This is a genomic window from Citrobacter sp. CK189 (assembly GCF_030333505.1).
Classification (GTDB): Bacteria; Pseudomonadota; Gammaproteobacteria; order Enterobacterales; family Enterobacteriaceae; genus Citrobacter_B; species Citrobacter_B koseri.
This window is the reverse complement of sequence record NZ_JAOWFV010000040.1, coordinates 150,698-167,429: the sequence shown is the minus strand read 5'-3', so window position 1 is coordinate 167,429 and position 16,732 is coordinate 150,698. Positions and strand designations below refer to the sequence as shown.

Genomic DNA, 16,732 nt, shown 5'->3' with positions numbered 1-16,732 from the left:
CGCCTTGTATTTTTTATTAATACGCCCGGCCCCGCTCTGGCGCGACTGCCGAAGCGGAGCATTCATAGCCAAAAACTAGATAGCACGGCGTTTATAAGGACGATAGTGCGGTAGCCAAAAATGCGCCGTAATGCGCTGTGTCAGCACTGCATCATCCAGCGCATCCGCTACGCCGGACAGCTGCGCCGCCTTCCCCACCGCAAAGGCAATACGGCGGGTTACATCGCATATCATATTGATTTCCGGCAGCAATCCTCCGCCATGATGACGCACCAAAGGCGAGGCGTCGGCAAGCGCGCGGCTCGCCGCCATCAGCATCGTTTCCGTGATCCTCCTGGCGCCGCTGGCAATCGCGCCAAGACCGATGGCAGGAAAGATATACACGTTATTACACTGCGATACCGGTATCGTACGTCCGGCAAAATCTACCGGCTCACAAGGGCTTCCCGTTGCGATAATCGCCTGTCCATCAGTCCAGCGGATAAGGTCCTGCGGCCGGGCCTCCATTCTGGAGGTCGGGTTAGACAACGGCATAATAATCGGGCGCTCGCAGTGGCGATACATCGTACGCACCACCTCTTCAGTGAACAGCCCCGCCTGCCCTGAAACGCCCAACATCACGCCAGGTTTCGCGTTATGAATGACCTCCAGCAAGGACGGCGTCGCGCCAGCGTATGCCCATCCAGATAGCATTTCAGGAGGCTGCGCCAGCGGAACCTGAAAATCAGCCAGCGACGAGGCGGTGGTCATCACCAGGCCGTCGCGATCCACCATGAAAATCGTTTTGCTGGCCTCTGCGGCGTCCATACCTTCGGCCACCCGGCAGGCGATGATATGGCGGGCAATGCCGCAACCCGCCGCCCCTGCGCCAACAATAACCATCGTCTGCTGATTAAAATCACGCTGACTGGCGCGGCAGGCCGCTAAAATTGTCGCCAGCGCGACCGACGCCGTTCCCTGAATGTCATCATTAAAACAGCACAGCTCATCACGATAACGATGCAGCAAAGGAACCGCAGTATGCTGGGCAAAGTCCTCAAATTGCAGCAATACATCCGGCCAGCGACGTTTCACCGCAGCGATGAACATACCGATAAACGCAAAGTAGTCTTCACCGGTGATGCGCGGATGCCGCCAGCCCATATAGCGGGGATCGTCTAATAATCGCGGATTGTTTGTCCCGACATCCAGCATAACGGGCAACGTATGCGCCGGATTTACCCCGCCGCAAACGGTATACAGCGACAGTTTGCCAATCGGTATCCCCATTCCCCCAACACCCTGATCGCCCAGTCCCAGAATGCGTTCCCCGTCCGTCACCACAATCACTTTGATATCGTGTCTCGGGATATCATGCAGAATATCGTCAATTCGTTCGCGATCGGGCCACGAAATAAAGACCCCTCTGGCGCGACGATAAATCCCGGAAAACTTTTCACAGGCCGCGCCAACAACCGGGGTATAAACAATCGGCAGCATTTCCGGGAGATGTTTTTTCAGCAGGTAATAAAATAGCGTCTCATTCGTATCCTGGATATTACGCAAATAAATATGCCGCGCGTTATCAGACTCCGCCTCCAGATATTGTTGGTAAGCGCGTTCCGCTTGCTCATCAATATTTTCGATAGCGCAGGGCAACAATCCATTAAGATTAAAATCATTCCGCTCTTGCTGAGTAAAACTGCTCCCCTTATTCAATAACGGCGATTCCAGTAACAGTTTCCCCGTAAACGGGACGTATAAAACATCGTGTGTCACGTTGCTGTCCATGAGTTAAACCCGGTAATAAGAAAAGCGTTAAATCAGCACATAGTTGGCAATCAACATCGCGGCAATCCCCGCCAGCGCCGGGAGCAGCGTTCTTCTGACGATCATAAACGGTGAGCATTCGCCCGCTTTGCTCACGGCGATAATGATGCCTGCAACCGGAGAAATAGAGCGCCCCATTCCCGCCATCAGTTGCATAGGCAGAATCATATTGACCGCGCTTTCACCAAACTTCGCCGCGATAGAGGGCGCCAGCCCGGAAAAGGAGAAGAATGCCGCCACGCCAGAACCGGTTAATACCGCAGTAACGCCTACCAGCGCCGTCATCACCAGCGTCATACTGGTAAAGCCCAGACCGGCGTTTTGTACAGACTGAAGGAGATAGTCCACTGCGCCGATTTTCTGTAGCCCCTGGGCATAGATATCCGCACAGACCAGTAAAGAAACGATACTGGTAAACATGCTTCCCATTCCTTTGAAAAATACCTGCAACCCTTTGCAACAGGCGCGGAAATCACGCGTGGTGAACAGCTCGAAGAAAAAAGCGACCACCGCCCCGAGGATCATCGCCGTCACAACGTCAATTTTGATGGATGCGATCGCCAGCGGGCTGAAAACCAGAACCAGAATGACGGGCAATACAGGCAGCAGCGCATAAATGGCGGGCACTTTGCGTCCTTCTTCTTCCGCTTCGGCAACCTCTTCCGTCCCCGGAACAAACCCATCTTTTTTATCGAAATATTTGGCGGTAAAGAAAATCACCACCGCGACGGCCAGCATGACCACAACCGCCACCGGCATCTGATAGTGCGCAAAGTAAATCGCGCTTTCCATTCCGGCATGTTTGGCCGCAAGATTCGCCGTTCCAACCGCCGGGCCAAGATCCATAAACGCGCACAGGCCGATCATCGCGGCAGCGGACGCTTTACTGACGCCCAGCCGCACCAGAACGGGAAAGAACGTCACCAGTAATAACATCGCCAGCCCGGCTGCGCTGGAGATCGCCACATGCAGAAGCTGCGCACAAATGTAGCCCAGCGCAAGAATAAGATAAGGCGCCCTAATTACCTGCAAGGGACGAATACACATATTCACCATCGCATTCGAGGCTTTGATGTGATCCATATAACTGGCGAATCCCCCCGCCGCCATAATAATTAAGCCGATACCCGCGATTTGCGTGGTCAAAGACTCTTTTGCAAAACTGAAGATATCCAGCCAGGTTGACCCGGTAGATTTTGCTTTACCATAAAGAATACTATTCTCTGGGTAAAACAGAACGGTAACTGTTAATAACGCCAGCCCCGCGAATAATAACACAGTTTGCGGCTGGTAATTTTTCACAATTAACCACGCGGCAATTACTGTTATCACTATTGCTATAATAAATGCAGTCATAACAACAATCCCTATACCATACAAATCAGAGATGTCAGCCTTATGCAAGCAGCGTTTTCACCAACAGCTAAAAACCTGCTCATACATATTGCCATGAGAATATGTCCGTCAGTTCACGGTATTAAATAATTGTACTGTCGATTTAATCGTAATAAACCACCGTGCTATAAAATATGGGAAAGGGCTTTTCCCATATTTTTTTGTGAGTAAGATCGCATCTTATCTACATGGGGCGCGATTCCGCAGAAAATAAGACTTTTTACTAAATTGCCAGCCACGGAATGATTGACGGCAGAGGTATCTTTTCATATAACAATCTCAATATAAAACGTCACCGGGTACTGCACATGTACAGAAAAAACACATTAAGTCTGGATGAGTATAATTCACTCACCCAAAATATTGGTGACCTGACCGAGTCTGAATGTCGGCTTAATGACTATATTAATAAACACTTCAGCGAATTACCTTATCATGGGATTGTCGATCTTTCCCAGAATGCCGCCGTGAGCAAAGCAACCATCGGGCGCTTCCTGAATAAAGTTGGTTTTACCGGCTATGCGGCTTTCAGAAGAGCGCTGGATACCACGCTGTCAAAAAACAAAATCGCCGCGCCTTTTGAGAAAAACAGTCGCCAGCGGCCTAAAAACACCACCAAAACAGAACAGATTGTTGAGACCTTTAATAATAAAGTCACTTCATTATTTAATGGTTTTAAACAGACTATCAGCATCGATAGCCTGAATAAATTCATCGAACTGGTACTCAACAGCCAGCGCCATATTTATGTGGTCGGCCCTTCCTCCTCCCATGCGATGGCGCTGCATTTTTGTACGTTGTTAAAGTACTTTCGCAGCAACATCACTCTTCTGCCTACCGACATCAGCGAGCTGCCCAAGTGCCTGATAAACATCGAACCAGATGATGTTCTGATCGTATTCTCCTACTATCGCTTTAACCGGGTCGCACTCAATATCGCGAAATGGTTCAGAAAGAAAAATGCGACCGTCGTGCTGATCACCAATTCTGATGCCAATCCTTACGGTAAATTCTGCGATCTTCAGTTTGTCCTGCCAAGCGACGTGGAGTCCATTTTTCAAAGTCGAATTCTCGGTTTCTTTTTTATCGAACTGATTCTGCATCTGGCTTATGAGAAGAGTGACAATGAAGGCAACTTTGCCCAACTGGAAGAGTTGTTTCTCTTCTTTGAGACATTTTCCGCTTCTTCACATAATACCTGACCAGCAGAGTCGGGAGGGACGCTCCCGACATAAAGCGCTACGCAATATCGATGACTTTCATTTCATCAAACCGCGCGAGGGTCTCGGCAATCAGCGCATCGTTGCAACCAATATAAGACAACGGCTCGCAGGCATCGGCAATTTCTTCTGCGGATAACGACACCCGAATTTCCGGGCTGGCGTGGACAATGTCGATAAGACTTTGCTCACCATTCGCCTGACTGAGCAGCGCTTTAACTAAATTATAAGCGGGTTCTCGCCCTATTTTGTTCGCCAGACTCATCGTAATCGATTCCGACATAATGAAAGATTTCGAGCAGTCAAAATTAGCGCGCATTCTGTCTTCATTCACAATAAGGAGGGAAAGCAGCTTTTTGGCCCGGCTAAGGCTGACCGATAAGGCGTTCGACGCCTCGGGTAGAATCGTCCAGTTCAATACTCTCATCGACGCCGCGCGCACATCCTGCTGATCCAACATCGCAGGCGCGCCGGAGGCGTACATCCAGCCCATCCTCGCCAGCGTCTGAATCATATTGCTGGCGCGCGGATTAGCCTTGTGCGGCATGGTGCTGGAGCCTCCGCCGCCCTCGCCTTCAAGCACTTCCGCGATGGGGGTGCGTCCCAGGGTTTCCACGTCATTCGCCAGGCGGCAGAGTGTACCGTGAATCAGCGCAAAGCATTGAACCACTTCAACAATTGCATCCTGGCTGGCATTGTTTATACCACAGGGGACGTTTAGCCCCAGCGCCCGCATCAACCGCTCACGCGTCGCCATTCCCTGAGAGCCGACGGAGGCAAGGTTCCCCACCGCGCCGCCAAACAGACCCGTAATCGCCCGGGGATAGAGCTGTTGCAGCCGGTTCAGATGCCGATTCACCTCCGCCAGATAGCCGGAGACATGCAGCCCCCAGGTCGTGGCGGAGGCATCAACCGAATTGGTGCGCGCAACCATAACGGTGCGGGCATGCTTTAAGGCCATGCCCTTCATCTCTTCCCCTACCTCAATCAGTTGCTGATATACCCGTTGCAGCGTCTGCTGTAATCGCATCGCCACGCCGGAGTCCAGCAGATCCTGGGTGGTGCATCCCCAGTGGAGATAGCGGCTAACCAACGGAGAGCCAGCAGCCGAAATCTGGTCGATCAAGGGCTTAATCGCCATGCCTACCGTTTGCGTTCCCTGGGCTAAGGCAGGCCAGTTTATCTCGATGTTCTGACATGCCTGCTCGATTTCAATCGCCGCCTGTTCAGGAATAATGCCCAGCTCGCTTTGCACGCGCGCTACCGTTGCTTCAAACGTCAACCAGCAGCGAAGCAGATTGTCGTCAGACCAGATTTCCCGCATCCGACTCTCGGTAAAGAGCGATGAATAGAGGTCAGAATCAAATACTGTTGTTTGCTTACCGTACATACTGCGACTCTCCGGCAATATAAAGCATATTAATATAAAAGGTCGTGAATGAATCTTGCGGGATCGGCCAACTGATTAACAGGGGAAAATAAAATTCCCATTCATAAAATACGTCATGAGAATTTTGCTTTCCCTTTTTAACGCCCGAAAAACACAAAAATGAGATAGCTATCACAATGAGTTGCTTTGTTAGTGCAACGCGTATTTCGCTTTGCTTTAACTTTTCGCAAATAAGCACCATGAAATTTAGCAACATGATAAAACAGGACATCGTTATGCGCTAAAAATCACATTTTGTAATGAGAAAAAATAATTCCCATATCATGACCATCCTTTTTTCCAGAACAATCCCTCCTGCGATAAACCGCTCACTCGAACAGATAAATAAGCTAACTATTGTTTTCTGGGGATGCTATGAAAATAAAAATGATTTCACTCATTCTACTGACGGGGATGACAACCTCCTCATATGCGATGAGTATCTATAATAAAGATGGAAATACGCTGGATATTTATGGCCGTGTGGAAGGTAAAATTGCCAGCGGAGAAAACTCTTATGCCGGAAGCGAAACGCGAACGAATCTGGGTGGCCGTCTGGGGATTTACCTCACCCGGGATTTAGATTTTATCCCCGAGACAAAGATCGTGGGCCGTCTGGAATGGCAGGTGCGAACCGAAAAAAACGACAGCAATACCGGGGATAGCGATTTAAAAGCGCGCTACTCCTATATTGGTTTGTCCAATAAAACCTGGGGCGAACTGATTGTCGGCAGGACCAAAAACCCGTTGTATCAGGTCATGAAAATGACTGATAAATATAAAAACTTTACGCCGAATATTTACAGCTACGGCATCACCACCATTGATGACTCCTACCAGTTCAACCGCCAGGACGGCACCGTACAATGGAATGCTAAATTTGCAGGCAATGAGATACAGCTGGCGTGGGTCGCGGGCAATGGCAGCAGTAATGAAGCCCTGGATTATGGCGCAATGGCCAGTTACAGAAACACGCTCAGACTGGGGGATTTCAGACTCACACCGGCGATTGCCGCCAGCCGTTATAAACGCCAGGATGGCGTAAAAACCACTGATGGCCGGAATCAAAACGACCAGATCATGGCAGGCTTGCAGCTCAGCTATAAGAACGTTGAAGCCGCCGTCACCGCATTACGCACATCCATTGCGCGCGATAATAAAAGCGACAATGACTTTAAAGGCATGGATTCATTACTGTCCTGGAAATACGGTAAATTTAAATTCCTTACCGGTTACAGTTTCCTGGATGAGAAAGATAAATCCGTCTATGAAAAAGAGGACTGGCGTGTCGAAACACAAATAACATTAGCCGATGATACCTGGTTATCATTTACTTACGATAAAGCCTTCGCCAATAAAAACCAAAAAGTCAATGATGACGCGCTCATCGTTGGACTCCGCTATGACTTTTGACAGGTGATTTATGAAAAGAATAATGCAGTTATCCCTTGCATCAACTTTTTTATTTGGCAGTTTATGTGTGCATGCTGATGCGCTATTAGCGCCCTCACCCTATGCAAAAATAGAGGGGGATAATAAAATTGTCGCGCTGTATGGCAACTCTTTTACGTTCTATAACAACAATATTAATACCCGGTTGCGAGATCTGACTCGCTCTTTACTGCCGAACCACGCGAAAGGGTATAAGTATCGAGGGATCACCATCTCAAGCGGTCATTTAGGCTGGCAAATTCATAATCTCGCCTATCAGAATACATTGCAAAAATGGGACGTTGTCATCTTGCAAGGCAACTCCACGGAGACGATCTCACAGAAAGAGAGCACCCGGCAGAATTTCATCGAATCCGCGACAAAAATGGCGGATATGGCGCATCAGGCAGGTTCAAAAGTCGTGTACTTCATGACCTGGGCAAAGCGGGATCAACCAGAGGATATACAGAAACTTGCTGACGCCTATGTTTCCATTGCGCAGAAAACTGGCGGCTATGTCGCGCCGGTCGGCCTGGCTTTTGAAAAAGCGCGTAAAGCACACCCGGAAATTAATCTTTATTACCACGATGGCGTACACCCTTCCATCGCAGGAACCTATTTAGCCGCCTGTGTGTTCTTTGCCACGCTGTATAACCAGTCGCCAGTGGGCGGAGCGCTGCCCGTAGACACGGATATGACCCCAGCCACCGCAAAAGCATTGCAGCAGATTGCGTGGGAAACCGTCAGCGAGTTTCAGAAATCATCATAGCCGGTTGCCCGATGGCGCAAGCTTATCGGGCCTACAATCTCACCACACCGTAGTACCGTAGGCCGGATAAGGCAAAGCCGCCATCCGGCATTACCCACACCACACCGTAGTACCGTAGGCCGGATAAGGCGAAGTCGCCATCCGGCATTACCCGCACCACACCGTAGTACCGTAGGCCGGATAAGGCAAAGCCGTCATCCGGCATTACCCACACCACACCGTAATACCGTAGGCCGGATAAGGCGAAGCCGCCATCCGGCATTACCCGCACCACACCGTAGTACCGTAGGCCGGATAAGGCGAAGCCGCCATCCGGCATTACCCGCACCACACCGTAGTACCGTAGGCCGGATAAGGCAAAGCCGCCATCCGGCATTACTACCGGGCATCCCTGCCCGTTTTTAACTCAGAAGTCGTAATTAACAGACAGCTTCAGGGTACGCGGTTCGCCACGGAACACATACACGCCATCGTAGTCGGATACGCCAGACCAGTATTGCTCGTTGGTGACGTTATCCACCCCTAAACGCCATACCATCTCATTCTGCTCCTGGTTTACGCGCATCCGGTAACGAACGCCGAGGTTAAGCGTGGTGTAACTGTCCAGCTTCTTCTCATTGGCGGCGCCGTCATACTGCGAGCCGGTGTGATTCAGTCGCGCGGTAGCGGTCAGCCCATCAACCTGCCGGATATCATATTCAGCACCGAGAACGGCGGTGAAACGTGGAGTACCGGAAGCATCATTCCCCTGGTTGACGCCATCCTGCGTTTTGGTCAGTTTCGGCTGTAACCAGGTCGCACTGCTGTTCAGACGCAGACCGTAGACCGGCTCACCAAACAGGTTAACTTCCACACCCCGGTTACGCTGCTCGCCATCGGTCGAATATTCCTGCGTCGTCTCGTTCTTAATCACGGACGGTTTCTTAATCTCAAACAGCGCCAGGCTACCGCCGACGGTGCCGAAATCAATTTTCACGCCCACTTCATTTTGCTTAGAGTGCAGAATACCGATGCTTTTACCGTAATCCGGCGACTCCTGATCGGTAATGTTTTCACCCGGCTGTAATGCCTCGGTGTGGTTGGCATACAGTGACACCGTGTCCCACGGCTTATATACGATACCGTAGGTCGGCATCCATCGACTTTCCGTATAGCGAGAAGCAGTGTCTTCTTCACCGGTCGCATTGCTGTAGTTACGCACCACCACTTTCTGATTACGCGCGGCGACGGTCAGCAGCACCTGGTCATCAAAGAATCCCAGCGTATCGCTGAGGAGATAACCCTGAGTACGGTTTCGGGAGGTTGTCAGCGGATCGTGATAGTTGCCGCCGGCGAGATCCCACTGCGGCATCGGCACGTCATGGTTGTCATAGATATTGGTCATGGAGCCAGGGTTGGCCCAGTTCATACGCCATGCCGTTTTATCGCGTTTGATCACCGCCGAATAGCCCAGGTTCACCTTATGGCTGACCGACCAGGTATCAAATTCGCCGCGAATACCCGCCATACTGCTGAACGCGTCAATAATACGGTTGGTATACAGCACATCGACGACAGCATCACCCGATCTGTTCAGTAATTTTGGCGCGGTATAAATCCCGGTTTCATGCGCATGTTGCGCCCCGGCGCCGCCGTAGACCGTCCAGTTATTCAGGATGTCGTATTCAGCGCGCGCCATACCGAACTGGTTAGTGATATCACTGTAGCCCCACTTCTGGCTGTAGTTATCCGTGTTGTTCGGTACATCCGGCACGAAATCGACGCCGCTTAAGTTAATCCCCATCGTCCCGCCGTGGAACGTCTTCTTCTGGGCGGCGACATCCAGCGAGGAGCGCAGTTTATCGCCGCGATAATCCAGCCCGAGGGCGGCCAGCGTCGTGCGCTTTTTCTCGTTATCAACGGCGGTTTCGCCTTCACGATGCAGAATGTTTACTCGCGCGCCAAACTGATTGTTATCGCCAAAACGACGACCGGCATCCAGCGTGGTGCCTACCTGAGTTGAAGAGGTGTAATCCACTCCCAGGCGCGTCAGCGGCAGGTCATCAGCATGTTTCGGCTCCATGTTGACCATACCGCCCACGCCGGAACTTGCTGCGCCGTTCACGAAAGAGCTTGCGCCTTTAAACACTTCCACGCGCTCAAACAGCGAAGCATCCACGACCTGACGCGGCAGCACGCCAGCCAGACCGCCCCAGGTCACGTCATCCCCCGCCAGCTCAAAGCCGCGAATACGATAGTTTTCTGAGAAGTTCCCGTATCCCTGTACGGGCTGTACTGCGGCGTCGTTTTTCAGCACCTCGCCGATGGTCTTCGCCTGCTGGTCTTCCACCAGTTTTGAGGTGTAACCGATAACGTTAAACGGCACATCCATCGCTTTTTGTTCGCCCAGAACCCCCAGTCGTCCTCCGTGGGCAACCTGCCCCTCCAGGAACGCGGGCACCTGCGCGTCGCCACCGGCTTTAAAACCACTGTTTGCGGATTTGGCCTCAACGACCATCGTATCTTCTTTCCCGGTAGTGTCTTCTGCTGCGTAAACACCGTGAGCGGCGGCACCAATCGCGAATGCCAGCAAGGATTTTTGCAGAGAATAATTATTTTTTGCGCTGCTTTTCATCATTAATCTCATGAATACAAGGACACGAAAAAAACCCTTTAAAATGGGGTTTTATTGAATGAAACCCGAACAAAAATGCTCGTTTTATGTATGGGAAGGGTTTTCCATATATATGTTCTGTGTCCATCCTTGATACGAAGAATAATCACCGAAACCCGCACAGCCAACATGATAATGAGAGTAAAACTCATTATCAATGTTATTTAGATTTTTCATTGTGTGAACAACGGTTACGGGATTTATGGCATTGACACGATTAGCTGTAACGTTACACTAAACCGTTGTAGTTTATACTCTGCTATCCAGATGGCGATACTGAATGAGCCGCCATTCACCGATTGCTGCAAAGGAGATGTATGGCAAACATTCGAGATGTCGCAAAGCATGCGGGCGTTTCCGTCAGCACGGTGTCCAATGTGCTTAACGGCCGCGCCGATCAAATGCGCCCGGAAACGCTGGCGCGCATTCAGCAAAGCATGCAAACGCTCAACTATTTCCCCAACCGGGTCGCCCAGCAGCTCAAAACGGGGCAGGCAAAAATGATCGGGTTGCTGGTGCCATCCATCGTGAACCCCAGCTTTGCGGCACTGGCGCGTGAAGTGGATCTGGCCGCCAAAAAACACCTCTACCGCGTGCTGATCGGCAACACCTATCGCCAAATCGAAGAAGAAGAAGCGTTTCTGGAAGATATGTTTGCTCATGGCGTTCGCGGAATTATTGTGGCCGCCTGTGATATCGAAAAGCCGCATTTCGCCCGCGCGGCGGCGCAGGGCATGATAATGGTGAACTACGATGGCCGTATGCCCGCAAGCGTTGACTCTGGCGGTTTCGCGCTGGACAGCGTGTCGATGGATAACGTTGAGGCGGGCCGAATGGCGGCAGAGCATCTTATCGCGCGCGGGTGTCGCCGCCTCGCGTTTGCGACCGTCGCAGGGATGACCCCCAGCCGCGCGCATAAAATAGAAGGCTTTCTCAGCGCGGTACGCCAGCACGGCATGTATCGTGAAGGGATGATCATCGAAGGAAAAGCGATGGCCGCCTACGGAGATACCGAAATGACCGAACTGGGCCGTTCTCTGGCGCAAACCCTCTGCCAGCAATCCCTTCGTCCTGACGGCATCGTCGCCATTAACGATGCGCTTGGCATTGGTTTGATGAGTGGTTTGCACGAAGCCCGCATCCGCGTGCCGGAAGAGATCTCTCTCGTCGGTATCGACAATATTTCACTCTCTGGCCTGGTTTACCCCGGCCTGACCTCTATTATGCCGCCGCTCACGGAGATGGCGGACGTGATGGTTGAGCGCCTGATCGCCCGAATAGAGACTCCGGCAATCCCTCCCGACGAATTTTTGTTTCCCCCTTCCCTGGTATGCCGACAATCGGTGCGGGAAGCGGAAAATATACGATGAGAATAACGCGAGAAGAACGTCGCGTTCTTCTCGTCTTCTCAGAGTAATGTCGGGCCGACGGTGAGGAGAATATTGGCAAAACGGCGGGTTTCGCCTGACGCAATCACCAGCAGCGTATCCGATGATTTCGCCAGCGCGTAAAACGCATTTCGCTCAACATGAGCAAGTTCCGTCATTTCTGAAAGCAGACCACGGTATTCACGCTCAATCGTGTTATCAAATTCAGCCGGGCTCGTCATTAACGTCGCTTTCTCTACGTTAATATAGCCAAGAATTTTCTCCAGAATCATCACGCTGCCAATTAAGCCGGGAGAAAAGTTAAGCCAGATAATACGTGCCTGCGGTGACGAGTTGGTCAGGAAAGAGTAATTCGCGTCCGCGATCAGAATATTGGCTTTATGACCGCACTGCGCCAATGCCTGTAATAAATCAGGATGAATAATATCTGACTTTATCATAAAGAGTCCCTTTTAACTCAGGCGGGTTTTACAACCCGCCCGCTTTTACGCCCGATAAATACCGCCATTAATATCAATCGTCGCGCCGGAGACGAAACCATCATATTCAGAGGCGAGGAAACAGATCACCCGGGCGACATCTTCAGGCGTACCGGCGCGCCCCAAAGGAATAGCCTGAATCGTCTGGTCGGCAGAGGCCTGCGTCGTATGCTGATTATGAAAACGGGTGCCCAGAATCAATCCAGGGGCCACGGCGTTCACCCGAATGCCAGATTCGCCCAGTTCGGCGGCAAGTGAGCGCGTCCAGGTCAAGACGGCGCCTTTCGTGGTGGAATAAACCAGAGAGCCCGCATGGCCGCCGGAACGACCGGCTAATGACGCCAGATTCACAATGCTCGCCCCATCTGGCGAGGCTTTCAGCCAGGGTAACGCCTGCTGGGTGACATTGAGCATCGTGGTCATATTCACGTCAATAACGGTACGCCAGAACTGTGGTTCGATCTCGCCGAGCCATTTTCGGGCGATAATTCCACCAACGTTATTCACCAGAATATCGATGCCGCCAAGAAACGCCGCGCCCTGCGCAACGCACCGCGCGGCATCTTCCTCATTCGTTAAATCAGCATAACCGCAAGCCGCCCGGCCTCCCTTTTGCTCCGCAATGGCCATTAATTCTCGTGGGCCTTCTTCGCCGCTGAAATAATGAATATAGATATCACATCCGGCCTCAATTAATTTTCTGGCCGTTTCTTTACCAATACCCTGTTCCGCACCGGTAATAAAAACTTTTTTACCCACTAATGATCCCATTTCATACTCCACTTATTCAGATTTAAACATCGCCAGGCGATAACCTGTCGCGTTACTGCTATTTTCAGCGCGCGGACATCCCCGCCACTGAGCGTGGCGAATATCCGTAATGAATAATCAGTAGCCTGCCAGGCCAGGCAACCAGGTGGTTAATGGCGGCGCCATCGCCACAATGATGATGCCGACGAAAACAACCGCCAGATATTTCGCCATTGGCCGAATAACATGTTTCATCTCCACGCCGCAGATGGCGCAGGTGGTATACAGCCCTAATCCAATCGGCGGTGAAAATAAGCCAAAGCCCATCGCCAGAATCATGACAATACCGAAATGCAGCGGGTTAAACCCAAGCTGAATGGCGATTGGCACCAGGATAGGGGCGAAAATGATCAACGCTGGCGCACCTTCCAGAACCGCGCCAAAGATAATCAGAATCACAATGGTCAACAGCAGGAACAGCCAGGCGCCCTGCTCCATCCCAATCCCCACCAGCAGTTCAGCAATTTGCTGCGGAATCATCTGTATCGTCAGCGCATAAGAAAGGCTGGTCGCGCAGGCGACGATGAACAGCAGTACGCCGGACATGGCCGCGATATCAATAAACATTTTCACCGTCGCTTTCAGCGTCAGCTCGCGAAACGCCAGACGACCGACAACGATGGCGTAAATCACCGCAAAGGCAGAGATTTCTGTCGAGGTCGCAATCCCCATCATCACCCCACGGCCAATCATAAAGATCATGACCAGCCCCACGGCGGCGCCAAGGTAGAGCTGCGCACGCGGGCGTAAAACCGGGTAAGCCTCGCTGACGTTAATTTTTCCGCCAAAACGGTTGGCCGCGATCATCAGCAGTATCAGCAAGCAGACGGCGGGAACCAGGCCGGCGATAAACAGCGCGCCGATGGAGATATTCGCCACAAACCCCATGACGATCAGGTTTACGCACGGAGGAATGGTCTCCGCCATCACCGCCGATGCGGCGAACACCCCTGCGGCCTCTTCGCTGTCCTGCTTAGCGCGACGCACCGCAGGCATCAAGACACCGCCCACCGCGGCGACATCCGCCAGTTTGGAACCGGAAATCCCGGAGAAGAAGGCCATCGACAGCACGGTCGTCATGTTTAACCCGCCGCGAAAGCGCCCCATCCCGCGCACAATCAGCTCAACCAGACGCGTTGACATCCCGTTGATTTCCATTGCCGCCCCGGCAAGTAAAAAGAACGGAATCGCCAGCAGAACGAAGTGGTCTACCCCGGCGGCAACCTGCTGAGAGAAAAAGACAAACGGTAACGACGGATCGCAAATAAAGAACACCATTGCGGACATGCCCAGCGTAAACGCGATAGGCACACCGGCCAGGATACCCAGCGCAAAACAGATCAGCATCAGCCCCGCCGCCGCGCTGGCCGGATCGGCCATCAGCGAGAGTTTCAGATACCCCAGCGCCGCCAGCACCAGGATTCCGCCGCCGCTGAGCAGAACAACCCGCGCGCGTTCATGCAGCGCATGTTCCAGCGCGGCCACCATCATTACCACGGAACCGATCAACACCGGGATAACGTAAATCGTCTGCGGCAGGCCGGTCTCGGTCGTTTGTACCCGCGCGGCCTGCACCAGGTCATAACTGGAAATCACCAGCCCCACCGACACCAGAAACAGCACCCAACGACTGGCATGGATAACATAAGGGCGCACCTGCTCGGGCAAAAAACGCAGGAACAGATCGACGCCAATATGCCCACCTCTGCCTGTGGACGTGGCCACGCCAAAAAAGACGAGGGCAATCATCAGCGCACGCGCCACCTCTTCCGCCCAGTGAATCGGTGAATGCAATGCGTAGCGCCAGATAACGGATGCGAATACCACCAGTACGTTGATAAACAGCACCAGTGCCCCGGCCCAGGATGTTAAGGTCGTTAAGCCTCTGCTCAGTCGGCCTAACAGCATCAGCAAAGCATTTTCATCCTTTGCTTTCATAGAGATATCTGCCATGTTGGACTCCTTTCATGGGCTTACCGGGTGATACCGCCGACCCGCCCCAAAACCGGCTGAATCGGCGGCTCACGTATTACGACTTATCGCCTGGCGCCGCGGCGGTAATCTCATCAACAATCGGTTTCATATCAGGATATTGATCGAGGAATGCCTTCCAGACCGGCTGCACCTGCTGCGCAAAGTACGCGCGATCGGTCTCGCGGAATGTCACCCCTTTGGCTTCCAGGTTTTTAATCGCTTCCTGCTCTTTCTGGCTTGCCTGCTGGCGCTCGTACTCTGTGGCTTCCTGCGCCGCCGCAAGGACGTCGGCCCGCAGCGCTTCTGGAATTTGCTCGAAGCTCTTCTTATTCATGGCGATCATCAGCGGGTTAAAGCTATGGCGGGTCAGGGTGCCATTCTTGATAATTTCATAATATTTGCTGGAGTAGATGGTCGGCGCATCATGTTCAACGCCGTCGATAACGCCCATTTGCAGACTGGAATAGACCTCGCCGCCCGGCATCGGAATCGCCACCGCGCCCATATGATTCAGCGTGGCGATAAAGTTAGGCACTGGCAGAACGCGGATTTTCAGATTCTTTAAATCTTCAGGTTTTTCAATGGCCTTTTTGGTATACACATTACGCGCGCCTAAGTTATAGCCATAACCCAGCACCATAACGTTGGCTTTATTCAGCATTAACGCAGAAAGCTGCTCGCCCGCTTTTCCGTCCAGCGTTTTGCCAACCTGGTCGTAATCTTTAAACAGATACCCCAGATCCAGAACGCCGATTTCAGGCACCAGCGTGGCCCAAATCGAGGTGCCGGAGATCATCATATTGATTGCGCCAATGCGTACCTGCTGCGTGGCATCGGCCTCTTTTCCTAACATCCCGTTGGCGAAATAGTTGAGCTTAATTTGCCCTTTCAATTTTTCGTTTTTGTTCAGGTTCTCCTGAAAACGGGTAAACCAGATATAGTGCGCGGAGGAATCATCCCCGGGCAAAGAGGAGTAAACGCGAAAATTAAGCGCTGCCTGAGCAAAAGAAGTCACCACACTGCCCGCTATCAGCGCGGTACTTAAGCAAGCTAAAGCTAAAAAACGTCTGGTCGAACGAAGCTGTTTTATTTCCATCATGATTGTCCTTCCACATACCATTAGGGTAGCGATAACGCCGTCTGGCACCGCTAAATCGCCAGGAGAGTAAATGAGAAAAACTGCTGTATGTTTCTTCTGTAACGTTTTAGTGTAACGTTACAGAAGCTATCCGCCTCCCTGTACAAAAGCAAGTCGCTTCCTTTCATCAGTGGGAGTGATATGTGAATTTTGTGGCGGACATCGCTAATTCGCGCAGGTGCGTTACATCGTTAAAACGACATCATCGCTGTTTAGTCACTGTTTAGCGCAGAAGGA

General features: G+C 51.9%; 13 protein-coding genes. 4 read left to right on the top strand and 9 right to left on the bottom strand.

What is annotated here, in order from left to right; genetic code table 11:
* Positions 1 to 75: 75 nt before the first annotated feature.
* On the bottom strand, positions 76 to 1,770 hold the full coding sequence (locus OGV83_RS19110; protein ID WP_199971730.1) for an NAD-dependent malic enzyme: 1,695 nt from the start codon (positions 1,768 to 1,770) through the stop codon (positions 76 to 78).
* Between the two features lie 27 nt (positions 1,771 to 1,797).
* Positions 1,798 to 3,165: a C4-dicarboxylate transporter DcuC gene (gene dcuC / locus OGV83_RS19105; RefSeq protein WP_286464364.1), complete on the bottom strand. Its 1,368-nt coding sequence runs from the start codon at positions 3,163 to 3,165 to the stop codon at positions 1,798 to 1,800.
* 347 nt (positions 3,166 to 3,512) lie between these two features.
* Between dcuC and OGV83_RS19100 the strand changes: the two genes are divergently transcribed.
* On the top strand, positions 3,513 to 4,406 hold the full coding sequence (locus tag OGV83_RS19100) for a MurR/RpiR family transcriptional regulator (protein WP_047463819.1): 894 nt from the start codon (positions 3,513 to 3,515) through the stop codon (positions 4,404 to 4,406).
* A 37-nt stretch (positions 4,407 to 4,443) separates the two neighbouring features.
* Here the strand turns inward: OGV83_RS19100 and OGV83_RS19095 are convergent, their stop codons facing one another.
* Complete coding sequence (locus tag OGV83_RS19095; protein ID WP_286464363.1) at positions 4,444 to 5,814, bottom strand: class-II fumarase/aspartase family protein; 1,371 nt, start codon at positions 5,812 to 5,814, stop codon at positions 4,444 to 4,446.
* A gap of 414 nt (positions 5,815 to 6,228) precedes the next feature.
* On the opposite strand from OGV83_RS19095, the gene OGV83_RS19090 reads away from it, so the two are divergent.
* Both OGV83_RS19090 and OGV83_RS19085 read left to right on the top strand, forming a co-directional pair.
* On the top strand, positions 6,229 to 7,266 hold the full coding sequence (locus OGV83_RS19090) for a porin (protein WP_012134495.1): 1,038 nt from the start codon (positions 6,229 to 6,231) through the stop codon (positions 7,264 to 7,266).
* 10 nt (positions 7,267 to 7,276) lie between these two features.
* Positions 7,277 to 8,053: an SGNH/GDSL hydrolase family protein gene (locus tag OGV83_RS19085; RefSeq protein ID WP_012134496.1), complete on the top strand. Its 777-nt coding sequence runs from the start codon at positions 7,277 to 7,279 to the stop codon at positions 8,051 to 8,053.
* A 31-nt stretch (positions 8,054 to 8,084) separates the two neighbouring features.
* Here the strand turns inward: OGV83_RS19085 and OGV83_RS19080 are convergent, their stop codons facing one another.
* A complete protein-coding gene (locus OGV83_RS19080) occupies positions 8,085 to 8,429 on the bottom strand; it encodes a hypothetical protein (RefSeq protein ID WP_286464361.1) in 345 nt (114 codons plus the stop codon).
* Positions 8,430 to 8,459: 30 nt separating this feature from the next.
* Positions 8,460 to 10,667, bottom strand: coding sequence for a TonB-dependent receptor (locus OGV83_RS19075; RefSeq protein ID WP_181898487.1), 2,208 nt, complete (start codon positions 10,665 to 10,667; stop codon positions 8,460 to 8,462).
* Between the two features lie 341 nt (positions 10,668 to 11,008).
* Between OGV83_RS19075 and OGV83_RS19070 the strand changes: the two genes are divergently transcribed.
* Positions 11,009 to 12,076, top strand: a complete 1,068-nt coding sequence (locus tag OGV83_RS19070; protein ID WP_338405124.1) for a LacI family DNA-binding transcriptional regulator — start codon at positions 11,009 to 11,011, stop codon at positions 12,074 to 12,076.
* 38 nt (positions 12,077 to 12,114) lie between these two features.
* On the opposite strand, the gene OGV83_RS19065 is transcribed toward OGV83_RS19070, so the two are convergent.
* The 4 genes from OGV83_RS19065 to OGV83_RS19050 all read right to left on the bottom strand — a co-directional run bounded on the left by OGV83_RS19065 (position 12,115) and on the right by OGV83_RS19050 (position 16,456).
* The gene (locus tag OGV83_RS19065; RefSeq protein WP_012134501.1) at positions 12,115 to 12,534 is read right to left on the bottom strand and encodes an RbsD/FucU family protein; all 420 of its coding nucleotides are present in this window, start codon (positions 12,532 to 12,534) and stop codon (positions 12,115 to 12,117) included.
* A gap of 45 nt (positions 12,535 to 12,579) precedes the next feature.
* Positions 12,580 to 13,344, bottom strand: a complete 765-nt coding sequence (locus OGV83_RS19060) for an SDR family NAD(P)-dependent oxidoreductase (protein ID WP_012134502.1) — start codon at positions 13,342 to 13,344, stop codon at positions 12,580 to 12,582.
* A gap of 117 nt (positions 13,345 to 13,461) precedes the next feature.
* On the bottom strand, positions 13,462 to 15,336 hold the full coding sequence (locus OGV83_RS19055; RefSeq protein ID WP_058668440.1) for a TRAP transporter large permease: 1,875 nt from the start codon (positions 15,334 to 15,336) through the stop codon (positions 13,462 to 13,464).
* A 76-nt stretch (positions 15,337 to 15,412) separates the two neighbouring features.
* Entirely contained in the window at positions 15,413 to 16,456 is a 1,044-nt protein-coding gene (locus OGV83_RS19050; RefSeq protein ID WP_012134504.1) for a TRAP transporter substrate-binding protein, read from the bottom strand.
* Positions 16,457 to 16,732: the final 276 nt, after the last annotated feature.